General features: G+C 70.6%; 16 protein-coding genes. 11 read left to right on the forward strand and 5 right to left on the reverse strand.

Annotated features, from left to right (window positions below):
• The first annotated feature begins 13 nt into the window (after positions 1 to 13).
• On the forward strand, positions 14 to 526 hold the full coding sequence (locus LXM64_RS02820; protein ID WP_234074527.1) for an FMN-binding protein: 513 nt from the start codon (positions 14 to 16) through the stop codon (positions 524 to 526).
• Positions 523 to 1,323, forward strand: a complete 801-nt coding sequence (locus LXM64_RS02825; protein ID WP_234074528.1) for an FAD:protein FMN transferase — start codon at positions 523 to 525, stop codon at positions 1,321 to 1,323. The genes LXM64_RS02820 and LXM64_RS02825 overlap by 4 nt, the downstream gene beginning before the upstream one ends.
• 9 nt (positions 1,324 to 1,332) lie before the next feature.
• On the opposite strand, the gene LXM64_RS02830 is transcribed toward LXM64_RS02825, so the two are convergent.
• Together LXM64_RS02830 and LXM64_RS02835 are read right to left on the reverse strand one after the other, a co-directional pair.
• On the reverse strand, positions 1,333 to 2,292 hold the full coding sequence (locus LXM64_RS02830; RefSeq protein WP_234074529.1) for a sensor histidine kinase: 960 nt from the start codon (positions 2,290 to 2,292) through the stop codon (positions 1,333 to 1,335).
• Positions 2,289 to 2,963, reverse strand: coding sequence for a response regulator transcription factor (locus LXM64_RS02835; RefSeq protein ID WP_234074530.1), 675 nt, complete (start codon positions 2,961 to 2,963; stop codon positions 2,289 to 2,291). The genes LXM64_RS02830 and LXM64_RS02835 overlap by 4 nt, the downstream gene beginning before the upstream one ends.
• A 101-nt stretch (positions 2,964 to 3,064) precedes the next feature.
• On the opposite strand from LXM64_RS02835, the gene LXM64_RS02840 reads away from it, so the two are divergent.
• Genes LXM64_RS02840 through LXM64_RS02850 form a run of 3 tightly spaced genes read left to right on the forward strand, consistent with a single transcriptional unit; the run spans position 3,065 to position 7,791 of the window.
• Positions 3,065 to 5,482 (forward strand): FdhF/YdeP family oxidoreductase, encoded by a 2,418-nt coding sequence (locus tag LXM64_RS02840; RefSeq protein WP_234074531.1) that lies wholly within the window; start codon positions 3,065 to 3,067, stop codon positions 5,480 to 5,482.
• 7 nt (positions 5,483 to 5,489) lie between these two features.
• Positions 5,490 to 6,353 carry a formate dehydrogenase accessory sulfurtransferase FdhD gene (fdhD, locus tag LXM64_RS02845; protein ID WP_234074532.1) on the forward strand — a complete coding sequence of 288 codons (864 nt, stop codon included), beginning with the start codon at positions 5,490 to 5,492 and terminating at the stop codon, positions 6,351 to 6,353.
• Between the two features lie 40 nt (positions 6,354 to 6,393).
• A complete protein-coding gene (locus LXM64_RS02850) occupies positions 6,394 to 7,791 on the forward strand; it encodes an L-serine ammonia-lyase (RefSeq protein WP_234074533.1) in 1,398 nt (465 codons plus the stop codon).
• Positions 7,792 to 7,799: 8 nt separating this feature from the next.
• On the opposite strand, the gene LXM64_RS02855 is transcribed toward LXM64_RS02850, so the two are convergent.
• Complete coding sequence (locus LXM64_RS02855) at positions 7,800 to 8,234, reverse strand: MarR family winged helix-turn-helix transcriptional regulator (protein WP_234074534.1); 435 nt, start codon at positions 8,232 to 8,234, stop codon at positions 7,800 to 7,802.
• Between the two features lie 39 nt (positions 8,235 to 8,273).
• On the opposite strand from LXM64_RS02855, the gene LXM64_RS02860 reads away from it, so the two are divergent.
• Both LXM64_RS02860 and LXM64_RS02865 read left to right on the forward strand, forming a co-directional pair.
• Positions 8,274 to 10,094, forward strand: coding sequence for a DUF2207 family protein (locus LXM64_RS02860; RefSeq protein ID WP_234074535.1), 1,821 nt, complete (start codon positions 8,274 to 8,276; stop codon positions 10,092 to 10,094).
• A 71-nt stretch (positions 10,095 to 10,165) separates the two neighbouring features.
• Positions 10,166 to 11,452 carry an MFS transporter gene (locus LXM64_RS02865; RefSeq protein WP_234074536.1) on the forward strand — a complete coding sequence of 429 codons (1,287 nt, stop codon included), beginning with the start codon at positions 10,166 to 10,168 and terminating at the stop codon, positions 11,450 to 11,452.
• On the opposite strand, the gene LXM64_RS02870 is transcribed toward LXM64_RS02865, so the two are convergent.
• Positions 11,449 to 11,592, reverse strand: a complete 144-nt coding sequence (locus tag LXM64_RS02870; protein WP_234074537.1) for a hypothetical protein — start codon at positions 11,590 to 11,592, stop codon at positions 11,449 to 11,451. The genes LXM64_RS02865 and LXM64_RS02870 overlap by 4 nt on opposite strands.
• A gap of 138 nt (positions 11,593 to 11,730) precedes the next feature.
• The gene (locus tag LXM64_RS02875; RefSeq protein WP_234074538.1) at positions 11,731 to 12,345 is read right to left on the reverse strand and encodes a GNAT family N-acetyltransferase; all 615 of its coding nucleotides are present in this window, start codon (positions 12,343 to 12,345) and stop codon (positions 11,731 to 11,733) included.
• A 71-nt stretch (positions 12,346 to 12,416) separates the two neighbouring features.
• On the opposite strand from LXM64_RS02875, the gene LXM64_RS02880 reads away from it, so the two are divergent.
• The 4 genes from LXM64_RS02880 to LXM64_RS02895 all read left to right on the forward strand — a co-directional run bounded on the left by LXM64_RS02880 (position 12,417) and on the right by LXM64_RS02895 (position 14,958).
• Complete coding sequence (locus LXM64_RS02880; protein ID WP_234074539.1) at positions 12,417 to 13,031, forward strand: TetR/AcrR family transcriptional regulator; 615 nt, start codon at positions 12,417 to 12,419, stop codon at positions 13,029 to 13,031.
• Between the two features lie 461 nt (positions 13,032 to 13,492).
• Entirely contained in the window at positions 13,493 to 13,642 is a 150-nt protein-coding gene (locus LXM64_RS02885; RefSeq protein WP_234074540.1) for a hypothetical protein, read from the forward strand.
• Positions 13,643 to 13,723: 81 nt separating this feature from the next.
• Positions 13,724 to 14,083, forward strand: a complete 360-nt coding sequence (locus LXM64_RS02890; RefSeq protein ID WP_234074541.1) for a nucleotidyltransferase domain-containing protein — start codon at positions 13,724 to 13,726, stop codon at positions 14,081 to 14,083.
• 242 nt (positions 14,084 to 14,325) lie between these two features.
• Positions 14,326 to 14,958, forward strand: a complete 633-nt coding sequence (locus LXM64_RS02895) for a LysE family translocator (RefSeq protein ID WP_234074542.1) — start codon at positions 14,326 to 14,328, stop codon at positions 14,956 to 14,958.
• Positions 14,959 to 14,995: the final 37 nt, after the last annotated feature.

Here is a 14,995-nt window from a genome sequence, read left to right on the forward strand (position 1 = left end):
TCCGGGAGGGATCATGAAGAAGATCTTCTACGCACTGATGATGACCCTCAGCGGCCTCGTCCTGCTGATGAGCTGGCGCACGTCGTGGGGCGAGCAGCTCACGGCACTGGACTCGACGACGGGCACGACCGGGCTCTCCGGTCAGAGCAGCTCCTCGGGCTCAGCGTCCACCGGGAGCGGCTCGGCCACCGGAAGCGGCTCCGCCGCGGGAAGCGGCGGAGCGGCGACGGCGACGACGACCCGCCTGGCGGACGGCACCTACACCGGTGACGCCGTCGGCACCCGCTACGGCGACGTGCAGGTGTCGGTCACCGTCGCGGGCGGCGTCATCACGTCGGTCGACGTCCCGCAGTACCCGGACTCGAACGGTCGCGATCAGCAGATCAACGCGCGCGCGATCCCGACGCTGGTCTCTGAGACACTCGACGCGCAGGGCGCCCAGATCAGGTTGGTGTCGGGCGCGACCTACACGAGCCAGGGCTACACGCGTTCGCTCCAGTCCGCCCTCGACCAGGCGCAGTCATGAGCGGCGCGACGCGTGTCTCGACGGCCGAGGTGATGGGAACGGTCGCCAGCATCCACGTCCTCGGTCCGGGAAGTCACGAGCCGGCGGTGGCGCGGGCGGTCGAGGGCGTCGTCGCGATGCTCCGCGACGACGAGCGGGTCTTCTCACCCTTCCTCTCGGACTCGGACATCTCGAGGATGCGGAGCGGGGCGCTGTCGCTGCGAGACGCGGACCCCCGCGTCGGGCAGGTGCGCGACCTGTGTGCGGATCTGCTCGAGAGCAGTGACGGCAGGTTCGATGCGTGGTGGCGCGGATGGTTCGACCCGACGGGCATCGTGAAGGGGTGGTCCGTCGACCGCGCCGCCCAGCAGTTGCTCGCTCCGCTCGTGGAGCGAGAGGGCATCGACGCGGTCGGCATCGGCGTCGGCGGTGACATGCGGCTGTTCTCCGCGTCGGCGGCGACTCTGCCGTGGCGGATCGGCATCGTGGATCCGGCCGTCCCCGACACGCTGTGCGCGACGATCGAGCTGTTCGAGGGGGCTGTCGCGACATCGGGGACGGCAGAGCGCGGTGCGCACCTGATCGACCCGTTGCGGGGGAGCCCCGTGGCGGGACTCATCAGCGCGACCGTGGTCGCCCAGTCGCTCACCCTGGCGGATGCGTGGGCCACGGTCGCCGCGTTGGCCGGTGTGGACGAGCTCGCAGCGCGTGCGGTTCCGGGTGTCTCCTCCGGCCTCGTCTCGGATGGGCGGACGCTGCGTCGCTGGGCGGGCGGGATCGAGATCGTCGCGCCCGACCCTCTGGGCGAGGCCGCCTGAGCGCCGCGGTCAGGCCGATGGCAGACGCAGGGCGAAGGTCGTCCCGCGCGGCGATGTCTCGGCGATGGTGACGGCCCCGCCGTAGCGGGTCGCCGCTTCCCGGACGAGGGCGAGGCCCAGCCCGAACCCCCGGCGTCGCCCGGCCTCGCCGCTGCGTGCGAACCGCTCGAAGACGCGTTCCCGGAGCGCGGGGTCGATGCCGGGACCGCGGTCGGCGACGCGGATCTCGACGTGCTGCGGGTCTGTGACGACCGTCACGTCGACCTCGCCGCCGCGAGGGGAGTGCTGCACGGCGTTGTCCAGGAGGGCGACACACAGACGGGCGAGCGTGATCTCCGGGATCCGTGCGCGGGCGACGGTGGCCTCGGCGCGGAGGGTCACCCCGGCGTCGTCCGCGAGCGGCGCGATGGTGTCGATGGCTCGGGCGAGGGCTCGAGCCACGTCGCAGGACGCCTCGGCGGACGAGGCCCCCTCTGCGGCGAGGAGCAGATCGGTGAGAACGTCGTCCATGACCTGGACGTCCCGCCGCAGTTCGGTGATGAGCTGAGCGGTCGGCTCCTCACGCGCCTGACGCCGTTGCAGGAGCTGGATGCGGGAGCTCAGTGCCGTCAACGGCGTGCGCAGCTCGTGACTGGCGTCCGAGACGAACGCGCGCTGTGTCGCGAGCGCCTCCCCGAGCGGGCGCACGGCCCGGCGCGCAGCGAGCCAGCCGACCAGGCCCAGAAGGACCACTCCGATCAGACCGAGGATCAGCACGGCCGGGAGGACGCGGTCCAGATCGACCACCACCGCGTCCCCGTCCGACCGGACGCCATGAGACTCGCCGTGTTCGGGACGCGCAGCGCGGAGCAGGACGAACACGAGCACGCCGATCCCGCCCAGGACCACTGCCGCGGAGACGACGGCGACGAGCACGCCCACGCGCACCGCGGCACGACGGACGCGTCGTCGGTCCGCCTCGACACTCACTTCGGTGCTCCCGCCCTGTAGCCTCGCCCTCGCACGGTCTCGATGATGTCGGGCTCGCTCTTGCGGCGGATGTAGTGCACGTAGGTATCCACGGAGCTCGCGGACTCGCCCACCGTGAAGGCGCCCGCGAGGATTTCCTCTCTCGTGAACACGTGCTCGGGACTCGTGGTCAGCAGCTCCAGCAGCGTGCTCTCCGTCAGGGTCAGCGCGACCCGCGCCCCCGACGGCGCGTACAGAGCCTGCGTGTCGGGCGTGAACGTCCACGCGCCCACCTCGCGGCGGCGTCCCTCGGCTCGGTATCCCCGGACGAGCGCCCGCAGCCGCGCGAGGAGCTCGTCGTAGTCGAAAGGCTTGACGAGGTAGTCGTTGGCTCCCGCATCCAGACCCTGGACACGGTCGGCCACGGCGCCGAGGGCCGTCAAGAGGAGCACGGGAGTCGTGATGCGGGCGGTCCGCACCGCGGTCACGAGAGCGGCGCCGTCGAGTCCGGGCAGTCGCCGGTCCACGAGCATCACGTCGAATCGCGCATTCAGTGCGCGGTCCAGCCCGACCCTCCCGTCGGTGACGTGCTCGACGTCGTATGTCTCCGAGAGCACCTCGACGGTCATGGCGGCGATCTCGGGGTCGTCCTCGACGTACAGGAGCCGGGGTCGGCGCGGCGAGGTGGTCACGCTGTCATTCTGCTCCCCTGATGCTCGCCGGCGGCAGTGCCGCCCCCCCCTCCAAGCGCGAGCTCGACACGCGCGACTGCGCGGGGGCGTACTCTGGCGGCATGCCGATGAAGCCGCCGACGGCCAATATCGATGAGACCCGTGTACACGTGTCGCGACCGAAGAAGGTCGCGGTGGGGGTGCCGGCCGTGCTCCACGCGCTGCAGATCGCGAACGAGCAGATGGGCCTCAAACGATCCGCCGAGACCCTCCTCCGCGTCAATCAGAAGGACGGTTTCGACTGTCCCGGCTGCGCGTGGCCGGAGGAGGACAAGCGCCATGTTGCGGAGTTCTGCGAGAACGGCGCCAAGGCCGTCGCGGAAGAGGCGACCGTGCGCCGCGTCGGGCCGGAGTTCTTCGCCGCGCACTCGATCGAGGACCTGCGCGAGGGCGACGACTGGTGGCTCGGTCAGCAGGGGCGGTTGACGCATCCGATGGTGCTCGACGAGGGCGCGACGCACTACCGTCCGATCTCGTGGGATGCGGCGCTCGAGATGATCGCGGACGAGCTGAGGTCACTGTCGCACCCCGACGAGGCGGTGTTCTACACATCTGGTCGCACCTCGAACGAGGCGGCGTTCCTGTACCAGCTGCTCGTGCGCGGCCTCGGCACCAACAACCTCCCCGACTGCTCGAACATGTGCCACGAGTCGAGCGGCTCGGCGCTGACGGAGACGATCGGCATCGGCAAGGGCACCGTCTCGATCGAGGACGTCCACGAGGCGGACCTGCTGATCGTCGCCGGCCAGAACCCCGGCACCAATCACCCCCGCATGCTGTCCGCCCTCGAGAAGGCGAAGCAGCGCGGCGCGCGCATCATCGCGGTCAATCCGTTGCCCGAGGCGGGCCTCATGCGGTTCGAGAACCCGCAGACCCCGCGCGGCGTCGCCTTCGGGGGCACCAAGCTCGCCGACCGCTTCGTGCAGATCCGCTCGGGCGGAGACCAGGCCCTCTTCCACGCGATCGGTAAGCATCTGCTCGAGGCCCAGGACCGCGACGGCGATGTGCTGGACACCGCCTTCATCAGCGCCCACACGAGTGGATTCGAGTCGTACCGCCGTCAGATGGCGGATGCCGACTGGGCGCAGCTGGAGGAGGCCACCGGCCTCAGCGAGCAGGAGCTGCGCGCCATCGGCGACGAGGTGCGCGCCTCGAAGGCGACGATCGTGTGCTGGGCCATGGGGCTCACGCAGCACAAGCACTCCGTGCCGACGCTGCGCGACGTCGTGAACGTGCTGCTGCTGCAGGGAAACATCGGCCGCCCCGGTGCGGGGGTCTGCCCCGTGCGCGGCCACTCGAACGTGCAGGGAGACCGTACGGTCGGCATCTACGAGAAGCCGGCGGATGCCTTCCTCGACGCCCTCGATCGAGAGTTCTCCTTCGCCGCGCCCCGTGCCCACGGCTTCGACACCGTCGCCGCCATCCGCGCGATGCGCGACGACAAGGTCCGCTTCTTCATGGGGATGGGCGGCAACTTCGTGTCGGCGACGCCCGACACCGCGGTCGTCGAGGCGGGCATGGCGCGCGTGGGGCTCACGGTGCACGTGTCGACCAAGCTGAACCGCTCCCATGTCGTCACCGGTCGACGTGCGCTGATCCTCCCGACGCTCGGACGTACGGACCGCGACCGTCGCGGCGGCCGGGAGCAGCGGGTCACGGTCGAGGACTCGATGGGCGCCGTGCACGCCTCGCGCGGTCGGCTCGCCCCGCCCTCCGACGACATGCTCAGTGAGGTCGCGATCATCGCGCGGCTGTGCGCGCTCGTCTTCGCGGGCGGATCCTCTCCCCAGGATGCGCCGGCCGCCCACGACGGTGACCATGAGCGCACCCTTCCCGAGCACGGGACCGTCGAGCCGGAAGGCCTGGATGCGGCGGGTCTCCACGACCCGGCCAATGTGCCGCAGGCCGACTGGGCCGCTCTCGAGGCGGACTACGCCCTCATCCGCTCGCACATCGAGCGGGTGATCCCCGGGTTCGAGGATTTCGAGAGCCGCATCCAGAAGGGACGCACGTTCTTCCTGCCGAACGGCCCGCGCGACGAGCGCCGGTTCGCGACGATCGACGGGAAGGCCCGTTTCACCGTCAACCCGCTCGAGTACCCGCGCATCCCCGCCGGGCGCCTGCTGCTGCAGACGCTGCGCTCGCACGATCAGTACAACACCACCGTCTACGGCAAGGACGACCGGTACCGCGGGATCCACGGCGGGCGCCGCGTCGTGCTCGTCAACGCCGAAGACATCCGCGAGCTCGGTTTCGTCGACGGGGAGATCGTCGACCTCGTCTCCGAGTGGACGGATGCGGACGGCGGGATGGAGGAGCGTCGCGCCGAGAGCTTCCGCATCGTGTCCTACGACACGCCCCGTCAGAACGCGGCCGCGTACTACCCCGAGACGAACGTGCTCGTGCCCCTGGAGTCGGTCGCCGACGTGAGCGGGACGCCGACCTCGAAGGCGGTCATCGTGCGCCTCGAGCACCGCTGAGCGCGGCATGGGACGACTCACCGAGCGCACGCCGGTCACACGCATCGCCTTCACGGACGAGGGTGTCGCGACGCGCCGTCGTGCCGACACGGTCGTCGTGGAGGAGCCGCTGGAGGTGCGCGTGGGCGGGGAACCGCTCGTCGTGACGATGCGCACCCCGGGTCACGATCTCGAACTGGCCGCCGGTTTCCTCACGGGGGAGGGCGTCATCGCCGCCGGCTCCGACGTCCGCAGCGCGATCCACTGCGGGGGCCCGGGCAGCACCCCGGTCGGTGCGCCACAGAGCGAGAACACCTACAACGTCCTCGACATGGCACTGGCGCCCGGCCGCGAGATCCCCGCCAAGGATGCGGCCCGTAACTTCTACACGACGAGCTCCTGCGGCGTCTGCGGAGCCGCATCCATCGAACAGATCACCAAGGTGTCGCGTTTCGACCTGGCCTCCGACGAGAGCCGTGCACCCGCGCGATGGCTCGCCTCGCTCCCCGACGCGCTGCGCAGCGGCCAGGCGCTGTTCGAGAAGACGGGCGGTCTGCACGCGGCGGCGCTCTTCGACATCGCGACGGGCGAGATGCTCGTCCTGCGTGAGGACGTCGGGCGCCACAACGCGGTCGACAAGGTGATCGGCTGGGCTCTGCTCGCCGACCGGCTGCCGCTGGCGGGCACGGTACTGCAGGTGTCGGGCCGTGCGAGCTTCGAGCTCGTGCAGAAGGCGGTCATGGCGGGCATCCCCTTGCTGGCCGCGGTCTCGGCGCCCTCCTCGCTCGCTGTGGAGCTCGCATCGTCGATGCACCTCACGCTCGTGGGGTTCTCCCGGGGCGCGTCCCTGAACATCTACGCGCATCCCGAGCGCATCGACGTCGAGGCGTGACCCCGCCGCATCCGGATGATGCCGAGCGTAGGCTGACGGGGTGAGCGCATACGTCTCGGCGTTCGAGCTGTTCTCCATCGGTGTCGGACCCTCGAGCTCCCACACCGTCGGGCCGATGCGCGCCGCCGGGGCCTTCGCCGACCGGCTCGCGGATGCGGGCCTGCTGGAGCGCGTGGATCGTGTGCGGTGCGAGCTGTTCGGCTCGCTGGGGGCGACGGGCATCGGGCACGGCACCCCCGACGCGATCGTCGCGGGGCTGGCGGGCCACCGCCCCGACACGGTGGATCCGGAGTTGGTGCGCGGCGCATGGTCCACGATCGGTGACGACACGATCCTCGAGCTCGCCGGCATCCACCCGATCCGCTTCCGCGCCGATGACATCGTGCTCTCGCCCCGCGTCCGTCGTCCGGAGCACCCCAACGCCCTCACGCTGACGGCGTGGGATGCGGCGGGCGAGCCCGTCGCGACGGACACCTACTTCTCGGTCGGCGGCGGCTTCATCCGCCGCGACGGCGAGGCGGCGGGCGTGCCCGCGGCCGTGCCCCACCCGTACGCCAGCGCCGCCCAGTTGCTCGCGCTCTGCGCCGAGACCGGCCTCTCCATCGCGGAGATCGCCCGCCGCAACGAGGAAGCCTGGCGCAGCGAGGACGAGGTGCGCAGTGGACTCGACGCGATCTGGGCCGCGATGAGCGCGTGCATCGCGGCCGGGCTCGCCCACGACGGCGTGCTCCCGGGACAGCTCGGGGTGAAGCGCCGAGCCGGTTCGCTGCGTGCGCAGCTCGAGAGCGCCCAGGCGATCGGCCACCGCGAGCTTCCCGGCGAGTGGCTCGGAGCCTTCGCGCTCGCCGTCAACGAGGAGAACGCGTCGGGAGGGCGGGTGGTGACGGCTCCCACGAACGGGGCAGCCGGCATCCTTCCCGCCGTCGCCATGTACTGGTGGCGGTTCCTCGCGGATGCGGGCGTCGGCCTCGACCGGGCGATCGCCGACGATGAGCGCCCGCGCGGCATCCGGCGGTTCCTGCTGACGGCGACCGCGCTCGGATCGCTGTTCAAAGCGAACGCCTCGATCTCGGGTGCCGAGGGCGGGTGCCAGGCGGAGGTCGGCTCAGCCTGCGCGATGGCGGCGGGCGGTCTCACGGCCGTCATGGGTGGCACCCCCGCGCAGATCGAGAACGCGGCCGAGATCGCGATGGAGCACCATCTGGGTCTCACCTGCGACCCCGTCGGCGGGCTCGTGCAGATCCCGTGCATCGAACGCAACGCCATCGCCGCGGCCACCGCGGTCACCGCCGCCCGGCTCGCGCTGCGCGGAGACGGTTCGCACTACGTCTCGCTCGACACCGTCGTCGAGACGATGCGTCAGACGGGCATCGACATGTCGACGAAGTATAAGGAGACCAGTGAGGGCGGTCTCGCCGTCAACGTCATCGAGTGCTGAGTGGGCGCTCAGTCCCGACGGGGCCGCAGCTTCTGCGTGAGATCCAGCAGGGTGCGCAGCTCGTCGTCGTCGAGGGTCGACATGTGCTCGGCGATCGATCGGCTGTGCACGGCCGCGATGGAGCGGAACAGGCGCGCACCCGTGTCGGTCGCGCGGACGATGGCGCCGCGGCCGTCGTCGGGGTCGGTGCACTTGGAGAGGAGCCCGCGCGCGACCATCCGGTCGACCAGACGCGAGACGCTGGGCTGGCTGATGAGCATGTTGCGCGTCACGTCGCGCAGCCGCGCCGACATGTCGGGCGCGCGCGTGACGGTCAGGAGCACGTCGTACTCGCCCTGCTGCAGGCCGCTCTGCTCGAAATCGGCACCCACCTCAGCGAAGATCTCGTGCTGGGCCCGGAACAGGCTCTCCCAGGCGTCGATGGCCAGGCGGCGGTCGCTCATGCCCGATAGCGTACGCCGTGCCCGGCATAGGCTGGTGCCATGATCGCTGGGGCAATCACGCGCGTCATCGCCGCCGCATCCGCTCTCGCCCTCGCTCTCACAGTGACGGGATTCGCCGCCGCACCGCAGGCGCCCGCGCTCCCGAAGCCCGCCACAATCGTTCAGGCCGGCGTCGACGACTTCGCGTTCCGCAGTCTCGACGTCGACTACACGCTGACCCGCGCGGATGACGGCACCTCCCGGCTGCACGTCGTCGAGCGTTTCGTCGCTGAGTTCCCCGAGACCGATCAGAACCACGGCATGCGCCGCACCATCCCCGACACGTACAACGGTCAGCCGCTGCGGCCCGAGCTCGTCTCCGTCACCGACGAGACGGGCGTGCCCCGGGATGCCGAGGTCGACAGCGACGACGGAACGTGGAGCGTGACCTCGCGCGTGGACGACTTCGTGCACGGCGCACAGACCTATGTCTTCACCTACGACCTGAGCAATGTCACCTGGTACTTCCCCAAGACGGGGACGGAGGAGTTCTACTGGGACGTGAACGGCGTCGACTGGGGGCAGGCTTTCGGCTCCGTCTCCGCGACCCTTCACGTCGATCCCGCGCTCGCAGACTCCCTCACCGGCGCGGCCGCCTGCTACGTGGGTGCGCAGGGGGATGCGACGACGTGCCCGATCACCCTCGACACGGATGCGGCGGCCGCATCCGTGTCGGTGGCGAACATCGCGCCTCGCCAGACGGTCACGCTGTCGGTGGGGTTCGAGCCCGGCACCTTCGTGCTGTTCGACAGCAGCTACTTCGCCTCCGGGTGGGGCTGGGCTCAGAGCGGATCGTTCCTGGCTCTCCTGGGTGCTTTCGCGTGGGCGATCGTCGTCCGGCGCAGGGTACTGCGCGACTCTCCCGGCCGCGGCCTCGTCGTCGCCGAGTACGACCCTCCCGCGGGCGTCACGCCCCTGACGGCTGCCGTGCTGTTGTCCAAGCCCTCGAAGGCCGCGCCCGCGGCACTGCTGGAGCTCGCCGTGCGGGGCGCGATCCGCATCGAAGAGGTGCCGGGCGGATCCCGCGCGCGGCCCAAACTGCGGGCGGTGCTGGTGGATCCGTCTCGCGCCCGCCAGGACGGCGCGGAGTTCATCGAGGGGCTGTTCGGTGAGGACGCGCGGCCAGGTGCTGAGTTCGTGTTCGGCGACCGCAACACGGCGCTCGCTCAGGCCGCGGAGGACATGCGCAGCTGGGCCGGCGCGGAACTGGTCGAGCGCGGCATCTACCGGAGGGTGCGACGCGGGGTTCGTCCTCCGGTCGTCTGGGCGTTGGCCGCCGCGGCGGTGGCGACCGTCGTCACGGGAGCGTTGGCCTTGTCCGCACAGGTGCATCCGGCCGTCCCCCTCACCGCGCTGATCGTCGCAGTGGTGGTCGGGCTCGTCGGGCTGCTGCTGCTCTTCCACCGTCCGCTGAGCCCCAAGGGTGCCGAGACGCGGGAGCAGCTCGCCGGCCTCCGGCTCTTCATCAGCTGGGCGGAGGCCGACCGCATCCGCATGCTGCAGTCGCCCCAGACGGCCGAGCGTCTTCCGGTCGACGCGACGGATGCGGCGGCGGTCCTCGCGATCTACGAACCGCTGCTGCCCTACGCGGTGGTGTTCGGCCTGGAGAAGCAGTGGGCCGCTCAGCTGGCCGTCTACTACGAGAGCGCCGGCGCGCCGGTCTGGTACGCCGGGGCGACCGCCTTCAACGTGAGCGCCTTCACGAGCGGTGTCAGCTCGCTCTCGGCCGCGGCCGTCTCCAGTTCGAGCAGTTCCGGCGGTTCGGCCGGCGGCGGGTCCGCGGGCGGCGGCGGTGGTGGTGGCGGCGGAGGCGGCGTCTGAGCGCTCGGTAGAATGGGGTCGATGTCTTTCGCTCGCGGAGTGCGCCCCTTCCCGGCTGCCCCGCACCCGAAATGACCGACTACGGAGCCTCGACCGGCACGATCCGCGTCCCGGGCCCGGCTCGCGGGGCCCTGCCCTGGATCATCTGGGTCGCCGGCGCCTTCACCTACCTCGTCGCGATCGTGGGTCGCAGCTCGCTCGCCGGCCTCGGCACCGACATGGCGGTGCGCTTCGACGCCGGATCGAGCACGCTCGCCCTGTTCACTACCCTTCAGCTCGCGGTCTACGGCGCCATGCAGATCCCGGCGGGTCTGCTGCTGGATCGCTGGGGTGCCCGCGTCATCGGAACGGTCGGGATGCTGACCATGGCCGGCGGCTCGCTGTGGCTGGCGTTCGCCCCCGACGTGCCCTCCGCGATCCTGGCGCGCCTCTTGACCGGAGCCGGCGACGCACTCATCTTCCCCAGCGTCTTGCGCCTCATCGCACTCTGGCTGCCCGCCAAGCGCGTGCCGGTGCTGCAGCAGATCACCGCACAGTTCGGCCAGCTCGGCCAGGTGCTCAGCGTGGTGCTGCTCACCTCCCTTGCGCACGGCATCGGCTGGGAGAGCGCCTTCGCGGCCGTCGCCGGAGTCTTCGTCGTCTTCGCCGTTCTCGATGCGCTGATCATCCGCGAGCGGGGTCGGCCCGTGGCCGCGGACGGCAGGCCGCGCCCGCGCCAGTTCGCGCTCGTGATCGCGGCGCTGCGCGAGCCGGGCACGCGCCTCGGGTTCTGGATCCACTTCGTCACACCGTTCGCCGGTACGGCGTTCGCGCTGCTGTGGGGCATTCCGTTCCTCATGGCGGGCGAGGGGCTGTCCCGTGATGCGGCCGCGGGTCTGGTGACCGTGTTCGTGCTGAGCGGTGCGGTGTTCGCCCCGCTGATGGGCATGCTCTCGGCTGCGCATCCCGGCCGCCGCGCTCTGGTCGCGCTGGGCTCCGTCGCCGCCCAGGCGGTGGCGCTGGCAGCCGTGCTCATCACCCCGGGCGAGGCCCCGCTGTGGCTGCTCGTCGTGTGGGTCGTCACCCTCTCCAGCGGCGGCGCCGCATCCATGATCGCCTTCGACGTGGTGCGCCGGGACAACCCGCTCTCGCGCCTGTCGACCGCGACCGGCGTGGTCAACATGGGCGGCTTCATCGCGGCCCTCGTGCTCGTCTACGTGATCGGGGTCGTGCTCGATCTGCAGGGTGCCGATCCCGCCGCGTACACCCGGGACCAGTTGCGGCTGGCCATGAGCGCGACGTTCGCGCTGTGGGTCGTGGGCACTGTCGGGGTCGTCATCGAATCCCGCGCGCGTCGGCGCGCCCACGGCGCGTACTAGCGCGTCAGGCGGGCGGCGCGCATGCCCGCCACGAGCGCGTCGACCGCTTCGGCCAAGGCGGCGCTGCTCGTCCGGCCGACGCCGGTGGCATTGGTGAACGCGTGGATGTGGCCGGGCGCGACCTGCAGCGTGCTGGGCACTCCCGCCGCGCGCGGGCGAGCCGCATCCGCTCCGTCCTTGGGCGAGGTGGCGGCCGCGGCCGGCTTTGCGGATGCGCGGTCGCTGCGGCGTGCGACCCGGCGCTGGGCGGGATGTCGCCGACCGAGTGGCGTCGCGCTTCAGCCCACCGGGCGACGCAGCATGGCGACCGGCCGGGCTCCGGGAAGGCCCGTGATGGGAGCGAGCTCCTCGAAGCCGAATCGACGGTAGAGACGCCGGTTGTCAGGGGTCGATGATTCGAGGTACGCGTTCTGGCGCATGGTGTCGAGCGCACGCAGGTGCGTGGAGAGCAGGGTCGCTCCCACGCCTCGACCGCGGGCGCGGGGGTTGACGCCGATCTCGGCCAGGTACCAGTGCGGCGCCGTCGGCCGGTACCGCTCCATCCGGCTCAGCATCGCGAAGGCACCCGCGAGCCGCATCCATCCCATCGAGCGGACGAACAGCGGGAGTCGACGGGCTAGGCGCCCCAGCGCCCCGCGCCGCGCTTCGGGTCCCTCCCACGCCGCCACGCCCAGCAGTTCGCCGTCACTGCTGCGGGCGAGATCGACCGTGCCCGTCGTGTACGGTCCGGCGTTCAGTGTCGCCTCGAACAGATCCGTCAGGCGCTCGCGCCGGCGGTCGCGCTGCGGCACGATGACGCCGAGAACGGGGTCGTGCTCGAAAGCCTCGGCGAGGATCGAGGCCGCGGGACGCAGCTCCTCGGCGCGGGCGGGAGTGACGATGATGTTCGACATGACGCTCCAATTGGTCCAGATGGATAAAACTAGTATGGATGCGACGATCGACCACCGGCTCGGAGGATGCTGTGAAGGATGAACCACAGTCACGGCCCTATCTGGGAGTGACGGAACGTCGCAGGCAGCTCCTCGATGCGGCCGTGGAGGTCATGGTGGAAGAGGGCGCCGGTGCTCTCTCCTTGCGCTCGGTGGCGCAGCGTGCCGGCGTGGCGCATCGCGTGGTGAACTACGCGTTCGGGACGAAGGCTGCGCTCGTCGCCGCATTGCTGGATCGGGAGTCCGAGCGCCTCGCTGCGCGGGTCTGGGCCGAGCCGCTACCTGCCCAGACGTTGGAGGTGGCGGTGGCCGCGGCGCTGGGCTCCTTCCTTGCGGAGGTGCGCTCCGACCCCCGCAGGTTCGAGCGCCTGGCGGAACTGACCACTCTCGCCCGCGCATCCGATGCGCTGGTGGATGCGGCTCGCGCGGAATCCGCCGCGTATCGGCGGATGATCGCGGAGCGGCTCGAGCTCTGGTGTGCGCAGCGCGGCACCCAATTGGTATCGCCGCAGGTGGTGGTCTCGGCGATCCATGCGGCGGCGGACGGGCTCGCGGAGTGGTGGCTCACGACGCGGGATGACGCTCAGGTGGAGGGGGTGATCGCCGTGCTCGCGGGTGGTTTCGCGAGTGTTCCGGTGATGCAGTAAGGGCCGGTCGGAGAGGCTTCCGACCGGCCCTTGTCCCTTTGCACCAAGAGTGTCCTGCAATCACATGTCGGTAGCTGCCACAGCAAAACAACTACCGTGCGAGCACTCTATAACGGTGAGATAACGGAGGGGAAGAGGTTTCCGTTACCTTTTCGTGATTCTTTGCTGACGCATAGCCGAAGCCCAGGTTCGCGGATGGACGGGCTCTTCAGTCCGCCGCGGCGAGCCACGCGCGCACGCGGTCGGCGAACCAGTCGGGGTGCTGCAAGAGACGCAGCGCGGCTCCGACCGCACAACTCAGCCATCGGTGCCTTCCGCGCGGACCAGCACCGGTCGGCCGGGCGGCGAAGGCTGAATTGTGCAGCATGCACGTGCTGCGCAACCCCCCTGCGCATGTCGCTGCGGAGGAGTGGACTGGACGTGTTCCGAATCCGAAGGCAACGACCACGAGGGAGATCGTGATGAGCAACGCCGAGAACACCGGACGCGACGAGCGCGACGCGAAGAAGTCCGACGACTCCGCCGCATCCGCCGGCTCCGAGTCGCACGAAGAGGGCGAGGCGGCGATGGACGCTGCCGAGGAGGCGGTCGTCGACCACGGCCGCGACTGACCGCATCCCATGCCGGTGCGGCTGAAAGGGCGGCGCCGCGCAGCGTCGGCGACCGCGCGCCGCGTCGTGGACTGGGCGCGTGTGGATTCGGCCGTTCATTCGGTGATCCAGGTGGGCTCCTACGCACGCGGCACCGAGACGATGGCGAGCGACCTCGACCTCGTCGTGATCGTCGACGATCCCCGCGTTGCCGCGGAGAGCGCCGTCGTTCACGCACTGTTCCCGCGCGCGCGAGTGATCGCCCACCGTCGGTGGGGTCCGGTTCACGAGGTGCGGTTGCGCACGTCGTCCGGGCTCGTGGTGGAGCTGGACCTCGCGTCGGAGTCCTGGCTCGAGGTGCCGCTCGACGCCGGCACGGCGCGGGTCCTCGGCGACGGTCATCTCGTCCTCTACGACGCGGGCGTCGCGGCAGTGGCGATCGCTGCGCTCGACCGAGGCTGATGACGGCCCGCCGAAGGTATCCGACTTCGGCGGGAGACGAATACACCGGGAGGACGATCCGCGGCCGACCACGTCATCGTCAGCGTCGAGGGAGCGCACTACCTGCATGATGTCGCCGCGGGCGCACTGATCGGTCTCGCGGTTCCTGCCATCTTGGCGTGGGTGGCGCACCGGATGCGTCCGCGCCGGCTCGGCCAGAGCCACTGACTGCGCCGGAAACAGTCGGCCGCTAGAGTTCGGCCATGATCCCGTTCGAGAACCTCGTCGCCTTCGTCGTGACGTCGGTGGTGATCATCGTGATCCCCGGGCCCAGTGTGCTGTTCGTGATCGGACGATCGATCGCGCTCGGGCGTCGCGCCGGTGTTCTGAGTGTCGTGGGCAACGCCCTCGGCACGGTGCCCGCGGTCGTGGCGGTCGCCTTCGGTGTCGGCGCGATCGTCGCTTCATCCGTCGTCGCGTTCACGGTCATCAAGGTCGCTGGCGCGGTGTATCTCGTCTGGCTCGGAATCCAGGCGATCCGTCACCGGCGCGCCCGCGTCGACGGTGTCGACCGTGCGCCGGTCTCGACCTTCACGTTGCTGCGCCAGGGCTTCGTCGTGGGGCTCACGAACCCGAAGACGATCGCCTTCTTCGTGGCGGTCCTGCCGCAGTTCGTCGACCCTGCGAGTGGTGCGGTATGGCTGCAGCTGCTGCTCTTGGGACTGATCTTCCAGACGCTCGCTCTCGTATGCGACAGCGTGTGGGCGCTCGCCGCGGGAACGGCGCGGGCCTGGTTCGGCCGTTCGCCGCGACGTATCTCCACGCTCTCCGGCGCCGGCGGCGTCATGATGATCGGTCTCGGCGGGGTGCTGGCGGTCAGCGGTTCGAAGAGCTGACCTTCGCTCAGTGCTCGTTCTCGAGCACCATTCCGAC

The organism is Microbacterium binotii (assembly GCF_021398715.1).
In the GTDB taxonomy this organism is placed as follows: domain Bacteria; phylum Actinomycetota; class Actinomycetes; order Actinomycetales; family Microbacteriaceae; genus Microbacterium; species Microbacterium binotii_A.

Excerpts from the sequence above, each read along its gene's own strand:
- LXM64_RS02820 (WP_234074527.1), top strand. The coding sequence starts at position 14 with ATGAAGAAGATCTTCTACGCACTGATGATGACCCTCAGCGGCCTCGTC.
- LXM64_RS02825 (WP_234074528.1), top strand. The coding sequence starts at position 523 with ATGAGCGGCGCGACGCGTGTCTCGACGGCCGAGGTGATGGGAACGGTC.
- LXM64_RS02840 (WP_234074531.1), top strand. The coding sequence starts at position 3,065 with ATGCCGATGAAGCCGCCGACGGCCAATATCGATGAGACCCGTGTACAC.
- fdhD (WP_234074532.1), top strand. The coding sequence starts at position 5,490 with ATGGGACGACTCACCGAGCGCACGCCGGTCACACGCATCGCCTTCACG.
- LXM64_RS02855 (WP_234074534.1), bottom strand. The coding sequence starts at position 8,234 with ATGAGCGACCGCCGCCTGGCCATCGACGCCTGGGAGAGCCTGTTCCGG.
- LXM64_RS02860 (WP_234074535.1), top strand. The coding sequence starts at position 8,274 with ATGATCGCTGGGGCAATCACGCGCGTCATCGCCGCCGCATCCGCTCTC.
- LXM64_RS02865 (WP_234074536.1), top strand. The coding sequence starts at position 10,166 with ATGACCGACTACGGAGCCTCGACCGGCACGATCCGCGTCCCGGGCCCG.
- LXM64_RS02875 (WP_234074538.1), bottom strand. The coding sequence starts at position 12,345 with ATGTCGAACATCATCGTCACTCCCGCCCGCGCCGAGGAGCTGCGTCCC.
- LXM64_RS02885 (WP_234074540.1), top strand. The coding sequence starts at position 13,493 with ATGAGCAACGCCGAGAACACCGGACGCGACGAGCGCGACGCGAAGAAG.
- LXM64_RS02895 (WP_234074542.1), top strand. The coding sequence starts at position 14,326 with ATGATCCCGTTCGAGAACCTCGTCGCCTTCGTCGTGACGTCGGTGGTG.